This window comes from Streptomyces triticagri (assembly GCF_003429565.1).
GTDB classification, from domain to species: Bacteria; Actinomycetota; Actinomycetes; order Streptomycetales; family Streptomycetaceae; genus Streptomyces; species Streptomyces triticagri.
This window is the reverse complement of the sequence record NZ_QUAK01000100.1, coordinates 1-24,664: the sequence shown is the minus strand read 5'-3', so window position 1 is coordinate 24,664 and position 24,664 is coordinate 1. Positions and strand designations below refer to the sequence as shown.

Below are 24,664 nucleotides of genomic sequence, written 5' to 3'. Positions count from 1 at the left end.
CCGACATCCTCCACACCCCCAACCCCAGCATCCACACCAACTTCTACGACCTCGGCGGCGACTCCCTCCGCGCCATCCAGGTCTTCCAACGTCTCGAAGAGGTCGGCGCCGCCGTGCCGTTGGAGACGCTGCTCGGCCATCACACCATCGCCGACCTGGCCGAACTGCTCGGCGGCGACACCGACGAGGCAGCGCCCGATGCGGCGGCCTCCGATGAGCTGGCCCCCGACGCGGTGCCCGAGTCCACCTCGGCGTCGGTCGCCTGACACTTCGGTCGTCTGACACTGCGGTGCGCGCGTCCTGCCGCCGGTGACGCGCCCGTACATCCCGATCGATCGACTCGGCCGAGCATCCCGATCGATACGCAGGACCCGCTCCCGTGCTCCGACCGGTGCGAGCGATCCGCGTACACCCGAGACATCTCCGCGTACGTCCCGCGTGATCTCCACGCGTACATCCCGAGCCATCCACGCGTACATCCCGAGCCATGCGAGTGGCAGGACGAGCCCGACAAGAGAGGTATGGATCACCATGACTGTGGCACCGCTGGCCCGCGAGAAGGCCGCGCTGTTCCACGACGGCTTCGCCGTTGTCCGCGCGGCGGAGTTCCGCGACCGGGTCTCCCCGGCCGGGCTGTCCTCGCTCCAGGAGTTCTGGGAGAACCTGGCACCCGACGAGAACCTCGGGGACGGTGCCGCCGAGCAGTTCCGGTACCGAAGGTACGGGCGGGTGCGCGCCCGGTACGAGGACGGCCGTGCGTCGTTCACGCCGCTGCCGCACACCACCTTCCAGCAGTCCGCCGAGCACATCCCGATCCACATGGGCCGGCCGCGCCACTTCGAGCCGGTGGCCCAGGAGGACCTCTCCCACCCGGCGCTGACCGAGCTGCTCCGGCACGATCTGGAGCTGATCGCCACGGGTGACGACCGGCAGGAATGGGAGATCGGCCTGCACCTGGTGCGCACGGTCGCCGGCGAGACTCCCGGGATGCCGACCCCCGAGGGACGGCACCGGGACGGACACGACTACATCGGCATGCACCTGCTGGGGCGCCGCTCCTGCACGGGCGGCGAGTCCATCATCTACCGCGACGGCCTGCCGGACACGCGCCTGACCCTGCGGGACGCCCTCGACTCGGTCGTCGTGATCGACGCCGCCGTCATGCACGAGGTGACCCCGATCGCCGCATCCTCCGGCCAGGGGGTCAGGGACATGCTCCTTGCCGACTTCAACGCAGTGGAGTCCCGGCCGTGATCGGTGACTTGGCCCGGAGCCCGGCGGACCCGGTCGCCCTGCTCACGGAGCTGGTGGCCGAGCCGTCCGTGTCCGGTGCCGAGGGCGCGGCCGTGCACTGCCTCGTCCGCCACCTGCACCGGCTCGGCTTTGCCGCCCGGGTGGACGAGGCCGGCAATGCGGTGGGCGAGATCGGCGACCCGGACGGTCCGACGGTCATGCTGCTCGGCCACATCGACACGGTGCCGGGCGATCTGCCGGTGCTGCGGCGCGGTGAACTGCTGTACGGCCGCGGCACGGTCGACGCCAAGGGTCCGCTCGCGGCGATGGCGGTCGCGGCGTCCCGCGCGGCAGCCCGTGGCGTACCCGCCCGGCTCCTGGTGGTCGGCGCAGTGGACGAGGAGGGGCTCTCGCGCGGAGCCCGGCACCTGGCCGGCGGGCCCGCCCCCGACGCGGTGGTGATCGGCGAGCCCAGCGGGGTGGACGGTGTCGTCCTCGGCTACAAGGGCATTCTGCGATTCCGGTACGACGTGACCCGTCCGGCCGTGCACACCAGCAGCCCGGAGGAGAAGGCCACCGAGGTCGCCGCCGAGTTCTGGTCCGCGCTCCGTGACCACCTGGCCGGTGAGTGCTCCGACGGCCCGTACTTCGAGCAGGTGCGCCCCGCCCTGGTGTCCTGGAGCGGCGACATCGAGCACGCCGAACTCGACATCTCCTGCCGCCTGCCGCCCGGCTTCGACACCGACGCGCTGCTGGCGCGGCTGCGCCGGGACGCGCGGGGTGGGCGGATCACGGTGGTGGAGCGCACGGAGGCCGTCCGCTCCCCGCGCAGCGATCCGGTGGCGCGGGCGCTGACCCGGGCCATCCGGGACCACGGCCTGCGCCCGGTGCCCAAGGTGAAGCTCGGTTCGTCCGACATGAACGTGGTGGCGCCGCGCTGGAACGTCCCGGTCGCCGCCTACGGGCCCGGCGACGCCGGACTCGACCACACCGACCGCGAGCACCTCGACCTGCGCGACTACCGGCGCGCGATCGATGTGCTGACCGATGCTCTCGGCCTGCTCGCCGAGTCGCTGGCCGCACCCGTGCAGGCGCCGGCGGGCGCCGGGCGGAAGACAGGAGTTCTCCGATGACCGACCCCATCGCCATCCTCCACTCCCGGATCCGGATCGAGGAGCGCCGCCTTCTCGAGGAGTTCGACCGCCGGCGTGTCCCGTACGAGCTCCTGGACACCCGGAAGGTCACTTTCCGGCCCGACGGGCTGCGTCTGCCCTACCGTGGCGCGCTCAGCCGGGAGATCTCCCACACCCGCAACGTGTATGCGACCCGGCTGCTCGAACACGCCGGACTCACCGTCGTCAACAGCCATGCCATCCTCACCACTTGCGGGGACAAGCTGCTGACCACGCTGCAGCTGCTTCGGGCCGGCATCCCCACCCCGCGCACGCTGATCGGCCTCACCCCGGAGTCGGTCGCCGACCAGCTGGACGACTTCGGCTACCCGTCCGTGGTGAAGCCGCTCACCGGCTCCTGGGGGAGGCTCGGCGCCCGGCTCAAGGAGCGGGAGACCGCGGAGGCGCTCCTGGAGCACCGCGCCGCCCTGACCGGGCCGCAGCATCAGATCACCTACGTCCAGGAGTACATCGACAAGCCCGGCCGCGACATCCGGGCGTACGTCTTCGGCGGCGAGGTCGTCGGCGCCATCTACAAGTATTCCGACCACTGGCAGACCAACACCGCACGCGGCGGGGATCCGGCGGTCTGTCCGGTCACCCCCGACCTGGAGAAGCTGCTCGTCGCCACGGCCGACGCGATCGGAGAGGGGGTGCTCGCCGTCGACCTGCTCGAAGGGCCGGACGGTGAGCTGTATGTGAACGAGGTCAACCACACGCCCGAGTTCCACGGAGCGATCGCGGAGCTCGGCACCGGCATGGTGGGCCGCTATGTCGACTACGTCCTGCGCCGCGTCGACGACGCACACGGCGACGCCCACTGACCAGGAGACGACCCTGATGAGTACCCAGACGACGAACCCCCGCACGCCCGCCCGAGTCACCGCGGTCCCGCTGGCCGGCCCGGTGCCCTGCGACGGCCGGCTGCTCGACGTACCGGCCGGCCGCTACGACTGGATCCGTCTGCGGGTGAGCGCGCCCGAGGAGGCCGACGGCCCGCGCGCCGCCGAGCTGGACGAGGAGGTCTGGCTGCACTACGGCGAGGCGGCGGACCCGGAGTGGCTGCGCGGCACCGGCAGCACGGCCGAGGGCCACCGCACCGCGCGGATCCCCGTACCCCGCCGGTCGGAGCTGCGGGCGGTCCGGCTGCCCAGGCGGGCCGGCGTGACCGTGCTCGCGGCCGACTGCGTGCACAGCGCGCCGGTGACGGGAGGGTGGCAGGTATGAGCAAGCTCGCCATGTTCGGGGGCGTGCGCACCGTGACGCCCGACGACGCGACCCCGGGCCGTATCGGCTGGCCGGTGGTCACCGACGCCGAGCGCGAAGCCACCCTGCGGGTGCTCGACAGCGGCCAGTTCACCTCCAACAACACCGCGGGCGAGGTGCAGCTCCTCGAGCGGGAGTGGGCCGACTACGTGGGGACGCGGCACTGCTCCGCGGTGTCCAACGGGACCGCGGCGATCGAACTCGCCCTCGCCGCGGCCGGGATCGAGCCCGGCGGCGAGGTCCTGGTGCCCGCGTTCACCTTCATCGCCAGCGCCATCGGGCCGGTGCAGCGTTCGCTCACCCCTGTGTTCGTGGACATCGACCCGGTGACCTTCTGCATGGACCCGGTGGCCGCGGAAGCGGCCGTCACGCCACGGACCCGTGCGGTCCTCGTGGTACATCTGCACGGACTGCCCGCGGACATGGCGGCCTTCCGGGCGCTGGCCGACCGGCACGGACTGCTGCTCATCGAGGACGCGGCCCAGTCGCATGCGGCGACCTACCGCGGTGCCCGTACCGGCTCCCTCGGCGACATCGCCACCTTCAGTCTGAACGTCGTCAAGAACCTGCCCACCTGCGGCGAGGGCGGCCTGGTCACCACCGACTCGGCCGCACTGCACCAGGGCGTGGAGCTGCGCCGCCAGTTCGGCGAGAAGCTCCAGGGGGCGAAGACCCGCGACTACCGCTCGCGGATGCCGGCCGGGAACGAGAAGCTCAGCGCGGTCCAGGCGGCCTTCGCCCGCGCCCAACTCGCCCGTCTCGACGACTACCACGCGGCGCGGGACCGGAACGTCCGCGCGTTCCTGGACCGGATCGGGCAGTTGCGGGGCATCCGCACTCCGTACGTACCGGACGACCGGACGCACGCCTGGCACATCCTGCGACTGCGCTTCGACCCGGAGCAGACGGGACATCCGGACCTCGCCCCGGGTGCGCTGCGCAGCATGCTGCAGCGTGCGCTGCGTGCCGAGGGCGTCCCCGTGCAGCCGTACCAGCTGGTGCCGCTGCCCGGGCAGCCGGCCTTCGACTCGCTGCAGCTGGATCCGGCGGACTTCCCCGTCACCTGCGAGGTCATCGACGACTCCCTGACCCTGCAGAGGTGGCACCTCAATCCGGCTTCCGGGCCGGTGCTGCAGCGGATCGCCGACGCCTTCGAGAAGGTCTGGGAGCACCTGGACGTGCTCTGCGCGGCGGCGGCCGGGATCGACCACCGGCCCGCCTGGCGCGGCCGCGAGACCGCGGAGGCGGCCCGATGAGCACACCGACCACGACAACGGCCACCGACCACGCGGCCATGGAGCACGCGACCACAGAGCACGCGGCCACCGAGCGCGCGAGCTCCGATTCCGCGACCGCCGAGCGCACAACTGCCGAGCAGGCGCAGCTGATGCGGGAGCAGATCCTGCAGATGGGCACCGGGCCCGACGGGACCCACGTGGGCGGCAGCCTCTCCTCGGCCGACCTGCTGACAGTGCTCTACCAGGAGGTCCTCAGGCTGCGGCCCGAGGAGCCGGACTGGCCGGACCGGGACCGCTTCATCCTCAGCAAGGGCCATGCGAGCGCCGCGCTCTACGCGGCGCTCAGCGCCCGCGGCTTCCTGCCGGCCGAGGAGCTCGCCGAGTACGGCACCAGCGGCAGCCGCCTGGCCGGACACCCGCTGCGCCGCCTGCCGGGCGTGGAGTTCCCCACCGGTTCGCTGGGGCACGGGCTCTCCCTCGGAGTCGGCACCGCCCTCGCTCTGCGCAGGACCGGGCGCTCCGGCCGGGCCTACGTGCTGATGGGCGACGGCGAGCTGCAGGAGGGCTCGGTGTGGGAGGCGGCGATGTCCGCGGCCCATCTCCGGCTGGGCGGGCTGACCGCGATCGTGGACCGCAACCGGCTGCAGATCACCGGCGACACCGAGGAGCGCATGGGCCTCGAACCGCTGGCCGGCAAGTGGCGCAGCTTCGGCTGGCAGGTGCTGACCGTGGACGGCCACGACCTGGACGCGCTGCGTGCGGCGTTCGCGGCACTGCCCGGCCCGACCGGGCAGCCGGTCGTGATCATCGCGGACACCGTGAAGGGCAAGGGCGTACCGCTCTTCGAGAACAAGAAGAAAAGCCATTCGGTGAAGCTCAGCCCGAATCTGCACCGGCGCGCACTCGCCGGACTGCGGGCCCGTTCGAGGAGGCAGTCGTGACCGACTGGCAGGAGCGTTACGCGACAGCGACCCGGGACGTCTACCGTGCCACGCTGCTCGACATCGCGAAGTCCGACACCCGAGTCTTCTGTGTCGACACCGACATGGGCGGTCTCGAGGACGGCTTCGAGGCCGAACTGCCCGACCAGTACGTCAACGTGGGCATCGCCGAGGCGAACCTGATGGGCGTCAGCGCCGGGCTCGCCGCGGAGGGGCTGCTCCCGTTCGCCAACACCATCGCCTCGTTCGCCGCGACCCGTGCCTGTGAGCAGGTGAAGGTCGACATCGCCGGCAATGCCCTGCCGGTACGGATCGTCGGCACCCACGGCGGCTTCTCCGCCGGCCACTACGGGCCGACCCACCATGCCGTCGAGGACGTGGCGATCATGCGGTCGCTGCCCAATCTGACCGTGCTGGTGCCCGCGGACGCCGCGGAGACCGAGTACGCGGTGCGCGCGCTCGCGGACACCGAGCAGCTGCCCGGTCCCGTGTATCTGCGGCTCGGCCGCAAGGCGACGCCGCTGGTGCACCGGGGCCCGTACACCTTCCGCATCGGGCAGGCGGACCTGCTCAGGCCCGGACGGGACGTGACGCTGGTGGCGAGCGGTCCGGTGCCGGTGGCCGAATCGGTCGCCGCCGCCGAGCTGTTGGCCGGCCGCGGCATCGCCGCGCGGGTGCTCAATCTGCACACGGTGAAGCCGCTCGACGCCGAGGCGGTGCTGAGCGCCGCGCGCGAGACGGCCGGCCTGGTGACGGTGGAGGACCATCTGGTGACCGGCGGCCTGGGCGGTGCCGTCGCGGAGCTGACGGCCGCCCACCACCCCTGCCGGGTGCACCGCATCGGCGTACCCGACGGGTTCCACGACCAGGTGGGGACCGAGACCGAGCTGCTCGCCCGGGCCGGTGTGACCGCGCCGGCGATCGCAGGCGCGGCCGAGGAGGTGATGCGCGAGCGCAACTGACCCGGGACAGTCAGGCCCGCTCGTACCTGCGGCACAGCGCCAGGACTTCAGGAACCACGGTCCGGGGCATCAGGTAGGCGCCGACCTCGGCGGCAGTCCGCCGGAAGGTCAGCAGATCGCCGTGCACCCCGTCGGACCCGGTGGCCAGGGCGCGCCGCCAGTGGGCAAGGGCGTCCGCCCCGCCGGACCACGCGTCGGTACCCGCGTACCGCACCGGTCCGAGGGCGCGCTCCGCGGCCTCCCGCCGCGCCGGCATCCCCCCGAACTCGTCGCCGTCCGTGTGCCGTCCGAGCACCGCGGCCGTGCGCTTCCCGCAGGTGAACCAGTCCACGAGTGCGCTGCCCCGCGGCAGCGTCCCGGTGGGCAGCGGATGGGGGACCGGTGCAGGATCCTCGGCCGGCCGCCGTTCCATGGAGACCTCGGACAGAGGTTTGTCCGGATTGGGCAGGTAGTTCACCGTGCGGTAGCCCAAGGCGGAGTACACCTGCGGATTGCCGCGCTCCACGACCGCGTCGAGGACCACCCGGCCGACACCGGCCGCGGCGGCCGAGTTCTCCAGGGCACGCACCAGGCGCCGGCCGAGTCCGGTGCCGAGCGCCCGGGGTGCCACGCCCAGTCTGCGTACCTCCCATGCGTCCTGCTTCTTCGCCAACGACCGGACGCTGCCGAGCAGTCGGCCGTCCGTGTCCCGGGCGACCCACAGCCCGGCGCCCTGTGCCAGATCGGCGGCCACCACCGCCGCGGACTCCGAGGCCCCGTCCGGCTCCGGCAGTCCCGGCAGCGGATCGGACCCGGCGAAAGCGGCCCGGGTGACCGACGCCACCTGCGCCGCGAGCTCCGGTCCGGCCGCGCCCGGATCGCCGAAACCCAGGAATTCGATCTCTATGCCACTGTCGAGGAGGTCCATATGGCGAACCTAACCGAACCTTCGGTTCAGCCGCGGACGAGCGAACTCACCCACACACCGGCCGACTTCGCACCGCCCGGCTCCCCGCCGGCCGATTTCACGCCGGTCGGTCTGCAGCAGCACTTCAACGGAAAGGGCGTGTCCGCGCCGCGACGCTGGCCCACCACCGGCGGCTTCAACGTCTGGGGCAACACCTTCCCGGCCGAGGGGCTGCCGACCGGGGGCGGCGATGCGGAAGTCGCCTGCATCCCCTTCCGCTTCCCGGTCGACGACTCCGCCGCCGGCGCCCCGGACAATCTGCGCTGCCGCGGCCAGTCGGTCGACGTCCCGCCGGGCGAGTACCAGTGGATCCATGTCCTCGCGGCCGCCGAGCGGCGCACCGAGGACGAGGCGGTGCTGCACTACGCGGACGGCTCGACCCGTCGCGAGTGGCTGCGGATCTCCGACTTCTGGCCCGAGACCGACCAGCGGTTCGGCGAGCTGCTCGCCTTCCGTACCCGCTACCTCATGTATCCGCGCCACTCGCAGCACAACATGGTCCCGTCCATCTGGCTCCAGCGGGTGCCCGTCACCGCGCCCGGCACCGTCACCGCCGTCGAGCTGCCGGACAACCCGGCCATCCACATCTTCGCCATCACCCTGGAGACCCGAAGGACGGTAGCGGCATGAGGGTTGAACTGTCGGGCATCCGCAACTGGCGGCACGACCTGGGCCACTGCCTGCACACCACGATGGGGGTGCTGCTGCAGCACCACGGCCACGATCCGCTGCAGATACTCGGTGCGGCCTGGGGCTTCTTCCACCACCCCGGAGACATCCGCCGCGAGGAGTACTACTTCCCGCTGCACCGCGAGGGGCTCCTGGAGAGCATGGCGCCGCACCACCCGGTGCACTCCCGCTGGCACTGGCCGCAGAACGCGCAGGACGGCTGGAGCGAGGTGCGGTCCGCCGTGCTCGACGGCGCCCCGGTGGCCGTCGCCGCGGACAACTTCCATCTGCCGTTCCGCCCGGCCTACCGGGATGTGCACACCAACCACCTGCTGACCGTCTGGGGATTCGACGACGACCGCCGTCTCGCCCTGATCGCGGACCCGGTGCCGCCCCGCTTCCAGGGCGCCATCCCCATCGAGCAGCTCACCGACGCCCGCGACTCGGCCAACCCAGTCCTGCACGACCGGGACCTGTTCTTCACCGACAACCCGGTGGCCAACCGCTGGCTCGAGGTGTCGATCGGTGAAGTCCCGCCGCACGACCGGGACTTCGTACGGCACGTCATCGACCGCAATCTGCACGGATTCGGCGCGACCGGCTCCGGACCCGAACTGGTGGGCCTCGCCGGACAGCGGGTCTTCCTCGACGATCTGGCCGACCGGCTCGCGGCCGGCGCCGAGCCGGTCGTCGACGAGACCTTCATCGCCACCGGCGCCCTGCTCGCCATGACCGGCGTGCACGGGGACTATCTGACCGCCGCGGCCCGGGACTTCGGCGCGCCGGAGCTGCTCGAGGCCGCCCGCAGCGTGGACCGGGTGGCGCACCACTGGAGCGCGCTGCGCATCGCGGTGGCCATGGCCAGGGGAGACACCGCCGCGGCCGAGCCGTCGGTCCGGCTGCGCAGCAAGCAGCTGCTCGCCGACCAGGAACGCGCCCTCGACCGGCTGAGCTCGGCCGCCCGCGCGCTGTGAGCGCCGCACCGGACGCACCCCACGAACCTCAGGGAGAGAGTTTCATGCCCGACATTCCCGTCCACCGCCTCCCGGAGCCGGCGTCCGCCGCGTTCCGGGCCGCCGTCCTGGAACGCGTCGCCGACGGCGCGGTCGGGGACAGCGTGCTCGGCCGCCCCGACTGGTCGCTGCCGGAACCGCTCGCCGAGCAGCTGCGAGACGCTCTCGGCGGCCCCTCCCCGCGCCGCGGCTTCCGCGTGGTCAGGGGGCTCTTCGACGGCCTGCCCGACCTCGGGCCCACGCCGGACCACTGGTCGAGGGTCGACCGGGAGCGCAGCGCCACGCACGACGTGGCGCTCGCCCTGGCGGCCGGACTGCTCGGCGACGTGTTCGGCTGGGCCGACCAGCAGGCCGGCCGCCTTGTGCACAACATCCTGCCCAGCCCCGGCTACGAGTCGATGCAGGTCGGGGCGAGCAGCACGGTCCCGCTCGCCTGGCACACCGAGGACGGCTTCCACCCGGAGCGCGCCGATCTGCTGCTGCTCGCCTGCATCCGCAACCCGGACGGCATCGGCACCCGGCTCGCCGGAATCCGCGACGTGTCCCTGCCGGAGGCGGCGCTCGAGCAGCTGCGCCGGCCGCTGCTGGTGATCGAGCCCGACGACAGCTACGAGGACGAGGACGCCGCGGGGCAGGAGAGCGTCGGCATGGCGACGGTCTGGGACGGGCCGGACGGCCTGTGCATCCGCTACGACCCGTCGTACGCACGCCGGTTGACCGACGACGAGGACTTCCGCCGGGCCTACGACGGGCTCGCCGGCGCCTTCGAGGAGTCCGGCTTCATCGTCCCGCTGGAGCCGGGCGATCTGCTGATGGTGGACAACGACGCGATGGTGCACGGCCGTGTCGCATTCCGCCCGCGCTACGACGGTACGGACCGCTGGCTCAAGCGCGTCCTCGTACGTGCGCCGCGGCAGCGGCCGGAGCACGAACGCCTCGAGCACGGCTTCCAGCAGGAGCGCGTCGCCGTGCGGGACGGCGCACCGGACCGTGCCCTGCTCACCGCGGCACGGTGACCGGTGGACGGGGACGCCCGCACGTCCCCGTCCACCCGCTCCGGACCACAAGCGCCGGGCCCGGACAGGACCTAGCCCCGCACCGTGGTGCCCGCCACCGTGACATCCGTGAGCACGGCGCCGTACGTACCCCAGGTGAGGTCGTCCGGCAGGCGCCCGGCCGCCTTGGGCAGACCGGGCGTGTAGCTGGTCACGCGCACCGGTATCCGTCCCTCGCCGGTCACCCGGAGAGTCACGTCGAGGCCGTCATCGGGGATCGTCCACACCGCGAGGCCCCACTTCCAAGGAGCCGGTGACGAGGGCCGGTTGGCGCCGCCCGCGACCTTCTCGCCCAGCACCTCCGCCGACTCGACCCGGTGCCCGGAGGTGTCGGCGAAGACGGTCACGTACGAGGTGCCGCGAGGCGGCTCGATGTGCAGCCGCACCGTGCGCGGCCCGTCCTTCGCCCGGTCCCCGCTGCCGGACTTCGCCGGCTCCACGGAGACCTCCGGCACGGCCGGCCGGTCCTTCGGGCTCTCCTGTGCGCGGGAGGCCAGACCGCCGGACAGCGTGGTCGGGTACGTCGGCAGCTCGGACCGCAGGTCCGCGCGCGAGGAGCCCGCGAGCCGTTCGGTCCACGCCGGCGGCGCGCCGTCCGAACTCATCCAGCGGCCGGTGCCGCTGTCGTCGTCCCAGACGTAGGCGAGGCTGGTGTGCCGCGGGTGGTCCGCGTCGAAGGCGTCCACCCGTACACCGGTGAACAGCAGCGCGAGCCCGGCCGCCAGGGCGAGCAGCGAACCGGCCGCCCTGCTGCGCCGCGGCAACAGGTCGAGCAGCGGCAGCGCGAGGGCCACCAGGAGCGCCGCCACCACGAGCGGCACCGCGGCCGTGACGAGGCCGAGCGTCGGAAAGATGAGCACGATCACCGGCAGCATCAGCGGCACCGCCGTCAACACACCGGCGCAGGCGGCGACCGACGTCCAGAACGAGTCGGTACCCGCGCGCCGCAGCGCCACCAGGAGCGCGGCGCCACCGAGCAGCACCGGCCAGCCGAACAGATAGCCGGCACCGGGCGCCAGCACCGCGGTGGCCAGGGCGAGCAGCGTGAACCAGGACCAGATGCCGAGGACGGCCTGGGTGCCGTTCACCCGGCGCCGCAGCCAGACGTACCAGCCGGTCACGGCCGCGCCGGTGAGGCAGAGGAACGCGGCACGGAACCACAGCGGGTGGTAGCCGTCGCCCATGGACAGATCGGCATAGCCCGGCCGCAGCACGGCCAGCAGCTCCCAGCCCCCGAAGCCGACGGCCGCCGCGGCGATCAGCGGCAGCGGGAAGGTCAGCGCCGCCCGCACCACGCCGGACCGGGCGGTGCCGAGCCGCCGGGCGTACCAGAGCGCGGCGCCGAAGACCGCCGCGGCGAGCAGCGCCAGCGGCAGCACCAGGTACTGCGGATAGTGCACGACCAGACCGAAGACCGCGAAGTAGGTGTGCTCCCCGTCGTCGTCGAGTCCGGAGAGGTCGCGCTGTGCGAGGTCCCGCACGGTGGCCAGGACGTTGTCGCCCTGGTGCTGCACGCTGGCCGGCGACAGGTTGGCGAGCGAGTCGCCCGCCGTGTGGTAGCGGGCCGAGCCCTCGACGAACGCGAAGTTGAGTCCGGCGAAGCCCAGTTCCTTGAACTCCGAGAAGTCGGTGTCGTTCGGCAGGTACGCGTAGACCTCGTCCGCGAGCGAGGTGGCGATGGGGCGTCCCGCGGACCCGAGCGCGGACACCGCGGTGCTGTTCCGCGCACCCGACTCGAACATGATCGACGGCCCCGACACCCCGCGGGCCTCCAGGTTCACCACGACCGTGCGGTCCGGCTTCAGCTTGCGGCCCTGGGCGAAGGCGTGCGCACCGAGCAGCCCCGGCTCCTCGGCGTCGGTGAGGAGCACCTCGATCGTGTTGCGGGTCTCGCCCTGGCTGCGCAGCGCCCGTACGACCTCGAGGACGGACGCCACGTTGGCGGCGTTGTCGGCGGCTCCGGGCCCGGCCGGCACTCCGTCGTAGTGCGCCATGAGCAGGATCGTTCCCGCCTTGTCGCCCGCTGTTCCGGGGAAGCGGGCATGGAGGTTGACGACCTCGGCGGCGAGCGCGGTGCCCGCCTCGTCGCGGACCACGGACTGCGGCCGGGCGGATACGGTGCCGCCGAGCTCGGTGAGCCGGTCGGTCAGGTAGCTGCGGGCGGACCGCAGGCCCGCGCTGCCGGGCGGCCGTCGCTGTTCGGACAGGACATCGACGTCCTCGAGCGCGTGCCGGGCGGAGAAGCTGCTTCCGGGCTCGTCCTTCGACTCCGCGTCCGGCGGTCGCAGCGAGGCGAGGGACAGGCCGACGAGCAGCACCGTCAGCAGGGTGGCCACGATCCCGTAGCGGTGGACGGGCAGGGGAGGGCGGAGCTTCGGCAACGACGGCATGACAGGTCGGTCCTTCCTCGTCGTCGGGGGTGCTCGACCGTCAGGGGCCGGCGAAGGGGCGGGGGCGGGTGGCGGCGGACGTCAGCCGTTGCCGTTGTTGTCGCCGCCGTCGTCGGTGGAACCGCCGCCGCCCGCGTGGCCGTCGCCGTCGGTGGCGGCAGGGGCCGGAGGTCCGGAGCCGGCGTCGGCGGCCCCGGCCGGTCCGGCGAGGGCGCCGAGGAGGAGGCCGGGTAGCAGGATCGAGAGAGCAGCGGGCTTGGCACGCATGGGAGTTGCTCCTTCGTCGGTGACGGTCTGTGCGACTGCACCGATCGTGCCGAACCGTCTTCCCCGATCGTTCCCCTCTCCCGCAGGGGCGTCCTGGCACTCCCTCAGGAGCTCGGGGTGAAGGAGGCGCAGCGCACGCTCCGCGGTACTCCGATGCGGGAGAACAGCGCCTCCGCCGCACGGTGCTGCTCCGCGGCCGCGGCGACGTCGCCGAGCGCCTCGGCGGTGTGCGCGAGGCCGTCCACCGCACAGGCCATGTCGTACTTCATCTCCATCCGGCAGGCGATCTCGTGCGCCTGCCGGTACTGGCCGAGCGCCTCCGTGAAGTCGTCCGCCGCGTGCAGGGCGCGCCCCGCCGCGAGATGCACCGCCGCGTGGTGCACGTCGTTCGTGCTGCGGGTGGCCTCGGCCAGCGCGTGGGTGGCGCTGCGTACGGCCTCGTCGATGCGGTTCATCCGGACCAGGAGGCCGGTCTGCCGGGCCAGCACGAGCGGCAGCACCGAGCGCATCCGCAGGCCGCGGCACCGCTCGAGCGCCGTGTCGATGTGGTCGAGCGCCTCCTCGAACCGCCCCGAACCCTCGCTCGCCTGGGACAGGTAGGTGAGGGCGTCGACGGTCAGCTGCACCTCGCCGATCGAGTCGAAGACGTCGAGCGCCTGCCGGGCGCTCCCGGCCGCCTGCTCGAAGTCGCCGCGCCGCACCTGGACCTGGCTCAGGGTGCTCAGGGACGAGCCGTGCAGCCGCACGAAGCCGGTCTCCCTGGCGATGCGGTTGGCCTCCTCGCTGAGCCGCGCCGCGCGGTCGAGTTCGCCCAGGCTGTTGTACGCCTGACCGAGGCGGGCCTTGCACTCCGCCTCGCTCTGCAGATCCTCCATCAGATGGGCGAGTTCCAGGGCCTGTTCCAGGCTGGCCACCGCGTCCTGCAGCCGGCCGAGGCGCCACAGGCCCATGGCCAGGTTCATCAGATTGAGCCGGATCAGCGGCCGGTCGTCGAGCTCCCGGGAGGCGCGGACGCCCTGCTCGAGAGCGACATTGGCGATGGCGTCGTACCCCCGGACGCTGGAGTGGAAGCCCAGCTCCCGGGGCAGTCGCGCCGCATGCCGCAAGTGGCCCTTCTGGTAGGCGAGTTCCACGGCCGGCAGCAGGCTGTCGCGGTGCTGGTCGAGCCACTGCAGGGCGGCTTCCTTGGTGGGGAACTCGGTGATGCCCCATCCGCCGCGCAACGGGCTGGGGGTCTCGTCCGTACCGCCGAAGCGGCGCCGGCCGGGGAAGAGCGCGTCGCAGGCGTGCTCCGCCGTGTTCAGGTAGTGGTCGAGGAGCCGCTCGACGGCCGGCTCGTCCTCCTGGGCCGACTCCGACTGCGCGACCCGGTGGACGAAACTGCGCACCAGGTCGTGGAAGGCGTACACGCCCGGCTCCCGGGCCTCGAGCAGCCGGACGTCCACCATGCCCTCCAGGACGTCCTCGGCGTCGAGGCGGCCGACGCCGAGCAGTGCCGCGGCCTCGTCCGCGTCGAGATACCGGCCGGGGTGGTAGCCGAGCAGCCGGAACGCGGTGCGCTGCTGCTGCGGCATGGCCTGGTAGGACAGCATCAGGGCGCTGGCCACGCCCCGGTCCTCGCTGGTGAGTTCGTCGAGCCGCCGGCCGTGGTCGCGCAGCCGTTCGACCAGCCGCTGTACGGTCCACTGCGGGCGGTTGGCGAGGCGGGCGGCGGCGATGCGGACGGCGAGCGGCAGTCCGCCGCACAGCTGGAGCAGCTCCACGGACGCCTTCGGCTCACGGCGTACCCGCTCCCTGCCCAGGGCGTTGCAGAGGAGTTCATGGCTGTCGTCCTCCGGGAGCGCGCCGAGCGACAGCCACTCCGCTCCCTCCAGACCGGTCAGCCGGGGACGGCTGGTGACGAGCACCAGGCAGTCCGACGAGGCGGGGATGAGTGCCCGTACCTGTTCCGAGGCAGCGGCGTTGTCGAGCACGAGGAGCATGCGGCGGCCGCGCATGTACGACTGCCACAGGGCGCTGCGGCCCGCCGGCACGGCGGGTACCTCACTGCCGGGGATGCCCGCCGCGGCCAGCAGATCGCCCTGGGCGTGGAACGGGCTGAGCGGCTCCTGTCCGGGAGTGAACCCCTTCAGATCGACGAAGAGGGTGCCGCCCGGGTAGTCCCCGGCCAGTTCGTGCGCCACGCGCACGGCCAGTGCCGTCTTGCCGCCGCCGCCCATGCCGTCGATGGCGAGGACCGTGGGCGTCCCGGCCGGGCTCCGGCCCGCCGTGGCGCGGATCCTGGTGAGCTCGGCGGCCCGGCCGGAGAAGTCGGGTACGTCGAACGGCAGTACATGCGGCGTCTCCGGCGCGAGGTCGGCGCCGGCCGGCGCCGGGGCCCTGGACCGGGCCCGCTCCGGGCGGGCGAGCGAAGGGTCGTGGCGCAGGATCCGCTCGTGGAGGTCGGTCAGTTCGCTGCCGGGGTCGATGCCCAGTTCCTCGGCGAGATGGTCACGCGCGCGGGAGAACTCCTCGAGGGCGGCGGCCTGCCGTCCCGAGTGGTAGAGGGCGAGCATCAGTTGGACCCGCAGGGTCTCGCGCAGCGGATGCTCGTCCACCAGGGCGCGGAGTTCGCCGGTGAGTTCGGCGGCCTGCCCGGACTTCAGGCGCAGTTCGTAGAGCTGCTCGATGCTGGCCAGGCGCTGCTCCCCCAGCGCGGTCGAGGCGGCGTCGATGACCGGGCCGCCGTCCCCGGCAAGCACCGGGCCGCGCCACAGCGCGAGGGCCAGGCCGAGGTGGTCGATCGCCTGCTCCTCGTCCGCGGCCTCGAGGAACTCGCGGGCGTGGCGCAGCAGTTCCCGGAAGCGCAGCAGGTCGAGCTGGGCGGCGTCGACCACCGCGCGGTACCCCGGCCCGTCGGTGACGATGATCTCCGGGCCGTGCGGGATGCGGTGCCGCAGCTTCGCGACCGTCTTGCGGACCTGGTGTGCGGCGCTCTCCGGAGGATCGTCGTCCCAGGCGACCTCGACCAGACGGGAGACGGGCACGACCCGTCCGGCCTCGAGCAGCAGTACGGCGAGGATGCGGCGCTGCAGTGTGCCGTTGACAGGAATCGGTTCGGTGGCGTGCCGGATGTCCAGTGAGCCGAGGATGGCGAAACGTGGCATTTCAGATACGGATTTACCGGCGTCCCCCTGCGTCGAGCCCCGCAATCTCTTCCCCCATCTGCGGTGATCCGAAGTCTCGATCCCGTGCAGAGCATAACCGCAATTGCCGGATACAGCACCGGCGTTGTGGTCGGGCGGGTCCGGTGCGGGGCCGGGAGACGGGCTGTTCACGCAGGCTGGATGTCCGCCATGAGATCCTCGCGCGCCTGGCGCACCCGATCTCCGGTGAGCTGCGGCGAGTCGCCTTCCACCACCACATATCCGCGGCGGGCGCGCGGGTCGGTGAGGGGCGGCACCAGGTCGCCGGACCCGTAGGGGAAGCGTGCTCCGCGGACCCAGGGAGTGACGGCGATGTTCTCGGTGCCGGTGTAGGTTTCCAGCCGTCCTTCGGGGAGCAGGAAGAACCCGATCTCGGCGTACTGGAAAGGAGCCGGGACCACCGGTTCCTTGTCCAGCAGGGCCTCGAAGATGGCCGTTTCCACGTCGAATCCGCGAGCGACCTCGATCAGCAGCGGAATGCGGTCGGCGCCCGGATGCGGCCGGCAGGAAATGATCTCGGGGCCCCCGGAGGTGAGGGCGACCTCCGTCTGCGCGGGGCCGAACCGGTAGCCGCTGCGATCCAGCCAGGCCACCACGAGGCGCTCCGTTGCGCTGCGTTCCGCGTCGGTGAGCGGTGCCGGGTGCAGGTATCCGGTGACCACGAAGTGCGGTGGCCCGCTGGTGCGTTGCGCGGTCACGCCGACCACGTGGTGGCGTCCGGCCACGGTGAGCGTCTGCACGCTCAGACGCGGCGCCGGTGCGGGCGTACGGCCGTGGGCCCGCAGCCGGGTGTACGCCTCGGGCGGGTTGGGGGACAGGCCGAGGCGCCAGGCCTCTTCGACGACCGACAGCGAGCCGGGGCCGTCGCCGAAGCACAGCACCGTGCCCACACCCCAGGCGGAGGCGGTGGAGCGGATCAGCCGCCGCAGACTCGACTCGTCCGTGAAGCTGGTGAGCAGCAGCTGCTCGGAGGCGGCCTCGATCCTGGGCAGCAGATCGGCCTCGGCCAGCTTCGGGTCCCACATCGACCAGACACGGAAGCCGGTTTCGGTCGCCTTGCGCGCGAGCTGGTGATACGGCATCGCCAGCAGCAGCCGGGTGCGGGAACTCTTCGACGAGAGTGGTGACATGGGGACACCCTGCGCGCGGGCCTTCCCGGCCGGTTCCCCTTCCGATACCCCGTGGGCCCGTTCCCGTTCCGATACCCCCGGCGGCCTGCACGTCTTCCCGGCATCCGGTCGGCCGGGTACCGCTGCGGCCGGGGCGGTGCCGCGGAGGGAACGAGCGGGGAAGGCGTCGGCCCACGATCGGTGGTGTCACAGGGACCGCATCCCCACGAAGGAGTAACTCCCATGCGCGCCAAGACTGCTGCCCTCTCGATCCTCGCCCCCGTCCTCCTCGTCGGAGCCCTCGCCGTACCCGCACAGGCCGCCGGCGCCGACTCCGCGCAGATCACCTCGACCACCGTNGCAGATCACCTCGACCACCGTCACCGATGGCGGTGGCGGCAACAACGGCAACGGTCTGGTCGCCTCCGGCACCACCGATGGCGGTGGCGGCAACAACGGCAACGGTCTGGTCGCCTCCGGCACCACCGATGGCGGTGGCGGCAACAACGGCAACGGTCTGGTCGCCTCCGGCACCACCGATGGCGGTGGCGGCAACAACGGCAACGGCTGATCGCCGCCGGCCGTACGGCGCGCCGGAGCACCCCGACCGGATCCCTCACCCTTCCACCTGTCGAATCTGGAGCGAGCAGTGACCAACGAAGCCGTCGCAACGTATCGGGTCGTCGTCAACGACGAGGAGCAGTACTCGATCTGGCCCGCGGACCGTGACGTACCCGAAGGCTGGCGATCCGTCGGCGAGAGCGCCCCGAAGGACGAGTGCCTGGCGTGGATCGACGAGAACTGGACCGACATGCGCCCCCTCAGCCTGCGCCGCGCGATGGACGCCGACGCGGTGTCCTGAACGGCCCCTTCACCGATAACCGGAACCAGGAGGAAGGAGCCGCGATGGACTGGCATCAGCTGCTCGACGAGACATCGGCCGAGGGCGGGGCCGCCCGAGGCCTCGAAGTGGCCGGCGAGGCTTGGAGCGGCAAGACCCGGTGCCTCGAGGAACTGGCCCGCTGTGCCGCCGATCGCGGCTGGGCCGTCGCCCGCGGCAGGCCGGGGCGCCTCCAGGAGTCGGAGCCGTACGGCGTCTTCGTCGACGCCCTGGACGATCTGGTCGCCACCGGCTGGGACACCCCCGGCGCCGGTGGCCCGGAGAACCCGGCACACCCGGAGGCGACACCCGGCCCGACCCCGGACGAACGCCGACGGCTCGCGGCGCTGTTCCCCTCGATGGCGGACAGTTCCATGGCCGACGGTCCGATGGCCGACGGCTCCATGGGAGTCGGCTCCACGGGAGTCGGCTTCATGCCGGCCGGCTCCGCGGCCGGCTCCGCGGCCGGCAGCGCGCCGGCCCCCGGCGACGGCGAGCGCCCCGCCCGGGATCCGTACCGCGAGTGCCGGGCCGTACGCAGCCTGCTCGTCCGCCTCGCCGGCCGCCGCGGACTGCTGCTCGTCCTGGACGACCTGCACCGCGCGGACGCCGACTCCCTCGATCTGCTCGGCTATCTGCTGCGCCGGCCGCCGCAGGCCCCCGTGGTGATCGCCGTCGCCCACCGCCCGCGCCAGCTCGGCCATCAGCCGATGAGCGCGCTGGCGGAGGCCGTCTCCCGCGGAGTCTGCCGCCGGATCGAGCTCGAACCCGGAGGCGAGGAGCTGCTCGCGCTGCTGCCGGCCCATCTCGACGAGCCCACCCGGCGCTCCCTGCTGCGGCACAGCGAGGGGAACGCGGGGGTTCTCCTCGCCCTGGCGGCCCTGCATGCGGAAGGCGGCGCCGGCGCCGTACCCCCCGAGCCGCCCCCGCAGGTGTTCTCCACCGCACTGCACGACTTCCAGGATCTCGGGCCGGCCGGCTGGGCCGTGATCCGTGCCGCCGCCGTGCTCGGTGACGGTTTCGACCTGTGGATGGCCGCCGAGGTGGCCCAGCTGGACGAGACCGCCGCCCGCGAGGGCATCGACGAGGCGCTGGCCGAGGACCTGGTGCAACCCCTCGGCGACGGCTGGGACTTCGCCTTCCGCAACCCGGTCGTGCGCGCCGTCGCCTACCACTCGGTGGGCCGCGGCCGGCGCTCCGGCGCGCACGCCAGGGCGGCCGCCGCACTGCGTGCCCGCCGAGGCCCGATCGAACTCCGCGCCCAGCAGCTGCTGCACGCCGTCGAGGTCGCCGACGACGACGTGTGCGCCCTGGTCGAGGCCGCCGAACAGACGGCACTGCGCGATCCCGCCGCGGCCATGCGCTTCAGCCGGCACGCGCTGCGCCCGACCGTCGGCACGGGCCCCTTACTGCACGCGCGGGCCCAGGCGGTCCTCGGGCGGACCCTGCTGTGCGCCGGGGAGTACGAGGAGAGCGCCGCCCTGCTCCAGCAGCTCCTGGCCGCCGACAGCCCGCTGCCGCCGGTGGCGCGCGCCACCGTCGTCGACGCGTACGCCCAGGTGCAACGCCTGCTCGGCCGCTACGGTGCCGCCCGCGACCTGCTGCGTACCGAACTCTCCCGACCACTCCCGGACGGCACCGCCGAGTCCGCTGCCGAACACCGCACGGCCCGGCATCTGCTGCAGCTCACCTCCACGGCTCTGACCCTGGAGTCGGGCGGCCCCTGGGGCCCCGCGAACCAGGGAGCGCTGGCCCAACTCGCAGCGCAGGCACCGCAGCAGCTGAGGCCGGCCGCGCTGGCCGCGCTGGCCGCCACCGAGGCCCAGTTCGGCCGGATCGGGGCCGCGGAGGAGCACGCAGAGCGGGCCGCCGCGGCGTTCGACGCGATGGGCGACGACAGTCTCGCCCTGCACCTCGAGCCCCTGCACTGGCTGGCCGGCACCGAACTGCAGCTTGGCCGGCTGCGCGAGGCCGAGGCACGCCTCAGCCGAGGCGTCGAGCTCGCCCGCCACCTCGGGCAGCGCCATCTGAGTGCCCGGCTCCTCGTCGGCCTCGGGCTCGCCCAACTGCGCCTCGGACACTTCCCGGAGGCCCTCTCGCGGGCCGACGAGGCGGAATCCCTCGCGCACGACACCGGCAGCGCGCCGAGCCTCGCCCTCGCCACCTCGCTGCGCCGCGAGGTCGATCTGCTGCACGGCGTCCCCGGCGACGCCACCGCCGCTCCGGCCGCTGTCGTGCCGCTCAGCGAACTGAGCAACCGCGAGCACGAGATATCGGTTCTGGTCAGTCGCGGCCACACCAATCAGCGCATCGCCCGCGAGCTGAGCCTGAGCCCGAAGACCGTGGAGACCTATCTGGCCCGGGTGTTCCGGAAGCTCGACGTGTGTTCGCGCGCCGAGGTGGCCGCGCTGGTGGGCCGGGCCCACGGGCAGGAGGGCGCACCGCGACCGGAGCCCGTACCGAGCGGCGGGCCGGCCACATGACGGCCCGCTCCACGGCGGCCCGCGCGACGTCGGCCCGCTCGACGGCGGCCCACGACGCGGACTCCACCCCGGCCGCCGGCAAGGACCCCCGCGCGGCAGCCGAGACGCCGGACGGAGATCGCCGGCTCGGCGGACCCTTCTGGCGCCTGTGGTCCACCACCTTCGTCACCTCGTGCGGGGACGGGCTGCGGCTCGCGGCGATGCCCATGGTGGCCGCCCTGTTCACCCGCGATCCGATGCTGCTGTCCCTGGTGACCTTCGCCGGGCAGCTGCCCTGGGTGCTGGCCGGGGCGTTCGCCGGCGCCTTCGTCGACCGTCACGACCAGCAGCGCGTCATGCTCTGGTCGGACGCGAGCCGCGCGGTGCTCGCCGTACTGTTCACCGCCGCACTGCTCACCGGGTGGGCCGGCATCGGCCTGCTGATCGCCTTCGCCCTGACCATGGGCGTGGTGGAGACGCTCCGCGACAGCGCCACGATCGCCATCGTGCCGCGACTGGTCCCGCACACCGCCCTGGACAAGGCCAACAGCCTGCTGCAGGGCGCGGCCATGCTGTGTGTGGAACTCGCCGGCCCACCGCTGGCCGCCCTGCTCCTGGTCTCCCACACGTCCTGGCCGTTCGCGCTCAATGCGGTGGCCTTCACCGTGGCCGCGCTTCTGCTGCCCGGGCTCGCCGGAGTGGCACGCCCGATGCCGAAGCGCGGCGGCAGCACCCTCACGGCCGATGTGGCCGACGGCATCCGCTGGCTCTGGCGCCACCGGCTGCTGCGCAGCGTGTGCGCCCTGGTCGGGATCTTCAACTTCGCACTGAGCTCCGTGGTCGCCATCGCCGTGGTGTACGCCTACGAGGTGCTCGGCGTGAGCAGTGTCGGATACGGCCTGCTGATGGCGGTCATCGCCGTCGGCGGTGTCGCCGGCGTGGCCCTGGCCGCCCCGCTGGCCGCCCGGCTCGGCCGGGAACGGACCGTACTGCTGTGCTGCGGCGTCGCACCCGTGGCGTTCGCAACCGCCGGATCGGTGTCCCATCCGCTGCTCGCCGCGGGGGCGTTGGCGCCGGTCGGCATGGCACTCGCGGTGATCACCATCGTGACCACCTCGCTGCGCCAGGTCCTGGTACCGGCCGAGCTGCTCGGCCGGGTGAGCAGCTCCTACCGCCTGATCGCGGTGGGCATGTCCCCGCTCGGCGCCCTGACCGGCGGCGCCGTCGCATCCGCCGTCGGACTGCGCGGCCCCTTCTTCCTGGCCGCCGCCGTGCTCACGGCCGCCTGGCTGTGCGCCCTCGGACCGCTGCGCGCAGGCCCCGCCTCCCGTACCGCCGAGGACCTCACCGCGACCGACGCCGCCGCCCCCACCAGCGACGCCACCACCGCCCCCACCATCACCGACTCCGCGGACGACACCGACACCGGTGCCACCGCCCCCGGCAAGCCCTGGACAGGAGAGCGATGAACACCCGACAGCCCACCGTGATCGCGATGTGGAGCCCGCCGCGCTGCCGTTCCACCGCATTCGAGCGGATGATGATGGAACGGGGCGATGTGAGCGTCCTGCACGAGCCGTTCAACATCCTTGCGGTCAAGGGGAGTTACGAACTGGACGGCAAGGTGTACCGGGACCAGACGGCACTGTTCGATGCGGTCCTCGAGCACGCCGGTGCCGCGGACCGGCCGCTGTACTTCAAGGACACCACCGACTACCGCTTCGACGGGCTGCTCGCCGACCCCCGCTTCGTCACCGCGATCCGGCACACCTTCATCATCCGCGACCCCGCCGAAGCCATCGCCTCGCACTACGCACTCAATCCCGAACTCACCGCGGACGAGGTCGGATTCGGACACTGCTGGGAGATCTTCGACCTGGTACGGGAAGCCACCGGCAGCACTCCCGCCGTGGTCCACGCCGACGACCTGGTGCGCGATCCCGCGGGAACCGCCGCCCGGTACAGCGCCCTGACCGGACTGCCGCACCTGCCGCACGCGCTCAGCTGGGAGACGGGCGGGCGCCGCGAATGGCAGGTGTACTCCGACTGGCACCAGGACGTGGCCTCCAGCACCGGCATCCGCACCGGCAGCGGCGACTACGCCGAGACCGTGCACACCAACGCCCGCCTCGCCGACCTGCACACCAGCCAACTCCCGTACTACGAACGCCTGCTGGCCCACCGCATCAGCCCGGCCCCGGCAGCCGCCGACGCTCCGTCCCAGGAGGCCACAGTATGACCAGCCGTTTCGAGCAGACCGTCGTCGACTGCCAGGATCCGCGCCGCCTCGCGCTCTTCTGGTGCGGCGTACTGGGCTACACCGTGCACGAGGACCGCGACGGCGAGAAGGTCGAGATCGGTCCCGCCTCGCTGGCACCGCTGGCGGAGCTCCGCCGCGGCCCCGTCGCCCCGCAGCTGCTCTTCGTCCGCGACGAGGCCGCCAAGCACGGCAAGAACCGGCTGCACATCGACGTCTGCCCCATCGACTCCGACCAGCCCACGGAGGTCGAGCGGATCTGCGCACTCGGCGCGACCCGGGTCGACATCGGCGCCCCGAAGGACGCGAGTTGGACCGTCCTTGCCGACCCGGAGGGCAACGAGTTCTGCGTACTGCGCAGCCTCGCCCCCGGCGAGTACGAGGAGTAGAGGAGCAGCGGTGTACGACTCGGCCTCTCCCCAGGCGGTCCTGGACGATCACTCACCGGCCGGCGGCTGGCTGCGCCGCTGGCGCACGCCGGGCGACGGACCGCCCCGGCGCCGCCTGCTCTGCCTGCCACCGGCCGGCGGAGCCGCGCATCTCTACGCCGACTGGGCCCGGGTCCTGGGCCACACCACCGAGGTCGCCGCCGTGGAGCTGCCGGGACGTGGGGCGCGGGGCGGCGAGCCGCCGCTGAACCGCATGGCGGACATCGTCACGGGCGTCGAGTCGGCGCTCGACACCCTCCCCGAACTCCCCCTGGTGGTCTTCGGCCACAGCATGGGTGCGGTGGTCGGCTGGGAGCTCTGCCGCTCACTGCGCCATCGCCGCGATGTGCTGGTCCGGGGCATGGTGGCGGCGGCCACCCCCGCCCCCCATCTGCCGCCCCCGCGGCGCTGGCAGGCCGGATCCGACACCCGGGACGAGGACCTGCTCCGCCTGCTCGACCACTCGCAGAGCCTGCCGCCCGAGCTGCGCGGGAACGCCGAGTTCCTGCGCCTCTACCTGCCCGTCCTGCGCGCCGACGTCGAGGTGCTCGCCCGGCACCGGCCGCGCCGCGAGCGCCCGATGCCCTGCGCCCTGAGCATCTACGTCGGCGCCGGCGACCCCTTGGTCACCGAGCAGGACGCCTGGCCCTGGGCGCCCGGCGAGGTCTCGGGCGAACGGGCCCTGCACGTCTTCCCCGGCGGCCACTTCTTCCCGCACGAGCACCCCGGGCCCGTACTGCGCCGTCTCGCCAGGGACCTCGACACCATGACCGCCCCCTGACGGACCGAGCACCGCGCCGACAGCCGCCCGACCGACTTCCCGACGACCACATCCCGAGCGCGACGGAGAATCCCATGACTGCCAATGCCTCCTCCTCCCGACTCCTTGCCGGACTGTCGCCCGAGCAGCGGGCCCGTCTGACCGTCGAGCTCGCCCGTCGCAAGGCCGCCGCGAAGCCGAACGCGATCCCCGCGCTGCCGCGGCCCGAGGCGGGCCCGGACGGTGCGGCCCCGGAGTGGAGCTTCGCCGCGTCCCCCGGCCAGGAGCGGCTCTGGTACCTGCACCAGCTGGAGCCCGACTCCACCGCCTACGTCCTGCCCATCGTGCTCCGGTTGCGGGGTGTGGTGGATGTGGGGGTGTTGGAGGGTGCGTTGGGTTTGGTGGTGGAGCGGCATGAGGTGTTGCGGACG

General features: G+C 72.9%; 23 protein-coding genes. 18 read left to right on the top strand and 5 right to left on the bottom strand.

The annotated features are described in order from the left end of the window. The 8 genes from DY218_RS18555 to DY218_RS18520 all read left to right on the top strand — a co-directional run. Positions 1-266: phosphopantetheine-binding protein (locus DY218_RS18555; protein WP_147336152.1), on the top strand; the 266-nt coding region annotated here is incomplete at its 5' end. Between the two features lie 265 nt (positions 267-531). Further along, positions 532-1,254 carry a 2OG-Fe dioxygenase family protein gene (locus DY218_RS18550; RefSeq protein WP_128557186.1) on the top strand — a complete coding sequence of 241 codons (723 nt, stop codon included), beginning with the start codon at positions 532-534 and terminating at the stop codon, positions 1,252-1,254. Next, positions 1,251-2,366, top strand: coding sequence for a [LysW]-lysine hydrolase (locus DY218_RS18545; protein WP_233521689.1), 1,116 nt, complete (start codon positions 1,251-1,253; stop codon positions 2,364-2,366). The genes DY218_RS18550 and DY218_RS18545 overlap by 4 nt, the downstream gene beginning before the upstream one ends. Continuing rightward, positions 2,363-3,229, top strand: a complete 867-nt coding sequence (gene lysX / locus DY218_RS18540) for a lysine biosynthesis protein LysX (protein ID WP_128557185.1) — start codon at positions 2,363-2,365, stop codon at positions 3,227-3,229. The genes DY218_RS18545 and lysX overlap by 4 nt, the downstream gene beginning before the upstream one ends. A 16-nt stretch (positions 3,230-3,245) precedes the next feature. Beyond that, positions 3,246-3,632 carry a hypothetical protein gene (locus DY218_RS18535; RefSeq protein WP_128557184.1) on the top strand — a complete coding sequence of 129 codons (387 nt, stop codon included), beginning with the start codon at positions 3,246-3,248 and terminating at the stop codon, positions 3,630-3,632. Further along, entirely contained in the window at positions 3,629-4,927 is a 1,299-nt protein-coding gene (locus DY218_RS18530; RefSeq protein ID WP_128557183.1) for a DegT/DnrJ/EryC1/StrS family aminotransferase, read from the top strand. Before DY218_RS18535 ends, DY218_RS18530 begins: the two co-directional genes overlap by 4 nt. After that, a complete protein-coding gene (locus DY218_RS18525; RefSeq protein ID WP_233521688.1) occupies positions 4,924-5,850 on the top strand; it encodes a transketolase in 927 nt (308 codons plus the stop codon). Before DY218_RS18530 ends, DY218_RS18525 begins: the two co-directional genes overlap by 4 nt. Then, positions 5,847-6,812 carry a transketolase family protein gene (locus DY218_RS18520; RefSeq protein WP_128557182.1) on the top strand — a complete coding sequence of 322 codons (966 nt, stop codon included), beginning with the start codon at positions 5,847-5,849 and terminating at the stop codon, positions 6,810-6,812. Before DY218_RS18525 ends, DY218_RS18520 begins: the two co-directional genes overlap by 4 nt. Positions 6,813-6,822: 10 nt before the next feature. On the opposite strand, the gene DY218_RS18515 is transcribed toward DY218_RS18520, so the two are convergent. Further along, entirely contained in the window at positions 6,823-7,719 is an 897-nt protein-coding gene (locus tag DY218_RS18515) for a GNAT family N-acetyltransferase (protein WP_128557181.1), read from the bottom strand. Here DY218_RS18515 and DY218_RS18510 point away from each other — a divergent pair, their 5' ends adjacent. From DY218_RS18510 to DY218_RS18500, 3 genes are read left to right on the top strand one after another with little or no spacing between them, the layout of a single operon-like run. Further along, complete coding sequence (locus tag DY218_RS18510) at positions 7,720-8,388, top strand: hypothetical protein (protein WP_128557180.1); 669 nt, start codon at positions 7,720-7,722, stop codon at positions 8,386-8,388. It abuts the gene before it with no gap. After that, positions 8,385-9,401, top strand: a complete 1,017-nt coding sequence (locus tag DY218_RS18505) for a BtrH N-terminal domain-containing protein (protein ID WP_128557179.1) — start codon at positions 8,385-8,387, stop codon at positions 9,399-9,401. Before DY218_RS18510 ends, DY218_RS18505 begins: the two co-directional genes overlap by 4 nt. Before the next feature lie 44 nt (positions 9,402-9,445). Next, positions 9,446-10,456, top strand: a complete 1,011-nt coding sequence (locus tag DY218_RS18500; RefSeq protein ID WP_128557178.1) for a TauD/TfdA family dioxygenase — start codon at positions 9,446-9,448, stop codon at positions 10,454-10,456. 71 nt (positions 10,457-10,527) lie between these two features. Here DY218_RS18500 and DY218_RS18495 read toward each other — a convergent pair whose 3' ends face one another. From DY218_RS18495 to DY218_RS18480, 4 genes are all read right to left on the bottom strand, one after another. Beyond that, entirely contained in the window at positions 10,528-12,885 is a 2,358-nt protein-coding gene (locus DY218_RS18495) for a M20/M25/M40 family metallo-hydrolase (protein ID WP_128557177.1), read from the bottom strand. Positions 12,886-12,966: 81 nt separating this feature from the next. Beyond that, complete coding sequence (locus tag DY218_RS34270; RefSeq protein WP_158574059.1) at positions 12,967-13,152, bottom strand: hypothetical protein; 186 nt, start codon at positions 13,150-13,152, stop codon at positions 12,967-12,969. Between the two features lie 104 nt (positions 13,153-13,256). Next, entirely contained in the window at positions 13,257-16,298 is a 3,042-nt protein-coding gene (locus tag DY218_RS18485; RefSeq protein WP_128557175.1) for an AfsR/SARP family transcriptional regulator, read from the bottom strand. 167 nt (positions 16,299-16,465) lie between these two features. Next, positions 16,466-17,467, bottom strand: a complete 1,002-nt coding sequence (locus DY218_RS18480; RefSeq protein WP_128557174.1) for an ATP-grasp domain-containing protein — start codon at positions 17,465-17,467, stop codon at positions 16,466-16,468. Positions 17,468-18,095: 628 nt separating this feature from the next. On the opposite strand from DY218_RS18480, the gene DY218_RS18470 reads away from it, so the two are divergent. From DY218_RS18470 to DY218_RS18440, 7 genes are all read left to right on the top strand, one after another. Further along, positions 18,096-18,308 (top strand): MbtH family protein, encoded by a 213-nt coding sequence (locus DY218_RS18470; RefSeq protein WP_128557172.1) that lies wholly within the window; start codon positions 18,096-18,098, stop codon positions 18,306-18,308. Positions 18,309-18,352: 44 nt separating this feature from the next. After that, entirely contained in the window at positions 18,353-20,809 is a 2,457-nt protein-coding gene (locus DY218_RS18465; RefSeq protein ID WP_128557171.1) for an AAA family ATPase, read from the top strand. Continuing rightward, positions 20,806-22,257, top strand: a complete 1,452-nt coding sequence (locus DY218_RS18460; RefSeq protein WP_128557170.1) for an MFS transporter — start codon at positions 20,806-20,808, stop codon at positions 22,255-22,257. The genes DY218_RS18465 and DY218_RS18460 overlap by 4 nt, the downstream gene beginning before the upstream one ends. Further along, positions 22,254-23,027, top strand: coding sequence for a sulfotransferase-like domain-containing protein (locus DY218_RS18455; RefSeq protein ID WP_128557169.1), 774 nt, complete (start codon positions 22,254-22,256; stop codon positions 23,025-23,027). The genes DY218_RS18460 and DY218_RS18455 overlap by 4 nt, the downstream gene beginning before the upstream one ends. Continuing rightward, a complete protein-coding gene (locus DY218_RS18450) occupies positions 23,024-23,434 on the top strand; it encodes a VOC family protein (RefSeq protein ID WP_128557168.1) in 411 nt (136 codons plus the stop codon). The genes DY218_RS18455 and DY218_RS18450 overlap by 4 nt, the downstream gene beginning before the upstream one ends. A 10-nt stretch (positions 23,435-23,444) precedes the next feature. Next, positions 23,445-24,254, top strand: coding sequence for a thioesterase II family protein (locus DY218_RS18445; RefSeq protein ID WP_158574057.1), 810 nt, complete (start codon positions 23,445-23,447; stop codon positions 24,252-24,254). A gap of 74 nt (positions 24,255-24,328) precedes the next feature. Then, positions 24,329-24,664, top strand: a 336-nt coding sequence (locus DY218_RS18440) for a condensation domain-containing protein (protein ID WP_147336151.1), incomplete at its 3' end; no start/stop codon positions are given.

Excerpts from the sequence above, each read along its gene's own strand:
- DY218_RS18460 (WP_128557170.1), top strand. The coding sequence starts at position 20,806 with ATGACGGCCCGCTCCACGGCGGCCCGCGCGACGTCGGCCCGCTCGACG.
- DY218_RS18535 (WP_128557184.1), top strand. The coding sequence starts at position 3,246 with ATGAGTACCCAGACGACGAACCCCCGCACGCCCGCCCGAGTCACCGCG.
- DY218_RS18550 (WP_128557186.1), top strand. The coding sequence starts at position 532 with ATGACTGTGGCACCGCTGGCCCGCGAGAAGGCCGCGCTGTTCCACGAC.
- DY218_RS18485 (WP_128557175.1), bottom strand. The coding sequence starts at position 16,298 with ATGCCACGTTTCGCCATCCTCGGCTCACTGGACATCCGGCACGCCACC.
- DY218_RS18500 (WP_128557178.1), top strand. The coding sequence starts at position 9,446 with ATGCCCGACATTCCCGTCCACCGCCTCCCGGAGCCGGCGTCCGCCGCG.
- DY218_RS34270 (WP_158574059.1), bottom strand. The coding sequence starts at position 13,152 with ATGCGTGCCAAGCCCGCTGCTCTCTCGATCCTGCTACCCGGCCTCCTC.
- DY218_RS18495 (WP_128557177.1), bottom strand. The coding sequence starts at position 12,885 with ATGCCGTCGTTGCCGAAGCTCCGCCCTCCCCTGCCCGTCCACCGCTAC.
- DY218_RS18525 (WP_233521688.1), top strand. The coding sequence starts at position 4,924 with ATGAGCACACCGACCACGACAACGGCCACCGACCACGCGGCCATGGAG.
- DY218_RS18515 (WP_128557181.1), bottom strand. The coding sequence starts at position 7,719 with ATGGACCTCCTCGACAGTGGCATAGAGATCGAATTCCTGGGTTTCGGC.
- DY218_RS18465 (WP_128557171.1), top strand. The coding sequence starts at position 18,353 with ATGGACTGGCATCAGCTGCTCGACGAGACATCGGCCGAGGGCGGGGCC.
- DY218_RS18505 (WP_128557179.1), top strand. The coding sequence starts at position 8,385 with ATGAGGGTTGAACTGTCGGGCATCCGCAACTGGCGGCACGACCTGGGC.
- DY218_RS18510 (WP_128557180.1), top strand. The coding sequence starts at position 7,720 with ATGGCGAACCTAACCGAACCTTCGGTTCAGCCGCGGACGAGCGAACTC.
- DY218_RS18455 (WP_128557169.1), top strand. The coding sequence starts at position 22,254 with ATGAACACCCGACAGCCCACCGTGATCGCGATGTGGAGCCCGCCGCGC.
- DY218_RS18480 (WP_128557174.1), bottom strand. The coding sequence starts at position 17,467 with ATGTCACCACTCTCGTCGAAGAGTTCCCGCACCCGGCTGCTGCTGGCG.
- lysX (WP_128557185.1), top strand. The coding sequence starts at position 2,363 with ATGACCGACCCCATCGCCATCCTCCACTCCCGGATCCGGATCGAGGAG.
- DY218_RS18450 (WP_128557168.1), top strand. The coding sequence starts at position 23,024 with ATGACCAGCCGTTTCGAGCAGACCGTCGTCGACTGCCAGGATCCGCGC.
- DY218_RS18530 (WP_128557183.1), top strand. The coding sequence starts at position 3,629 with ATGAGCAAGCTCGCCATGTTCGGGGGCGTGCGCACCGTGACGCCCGAC.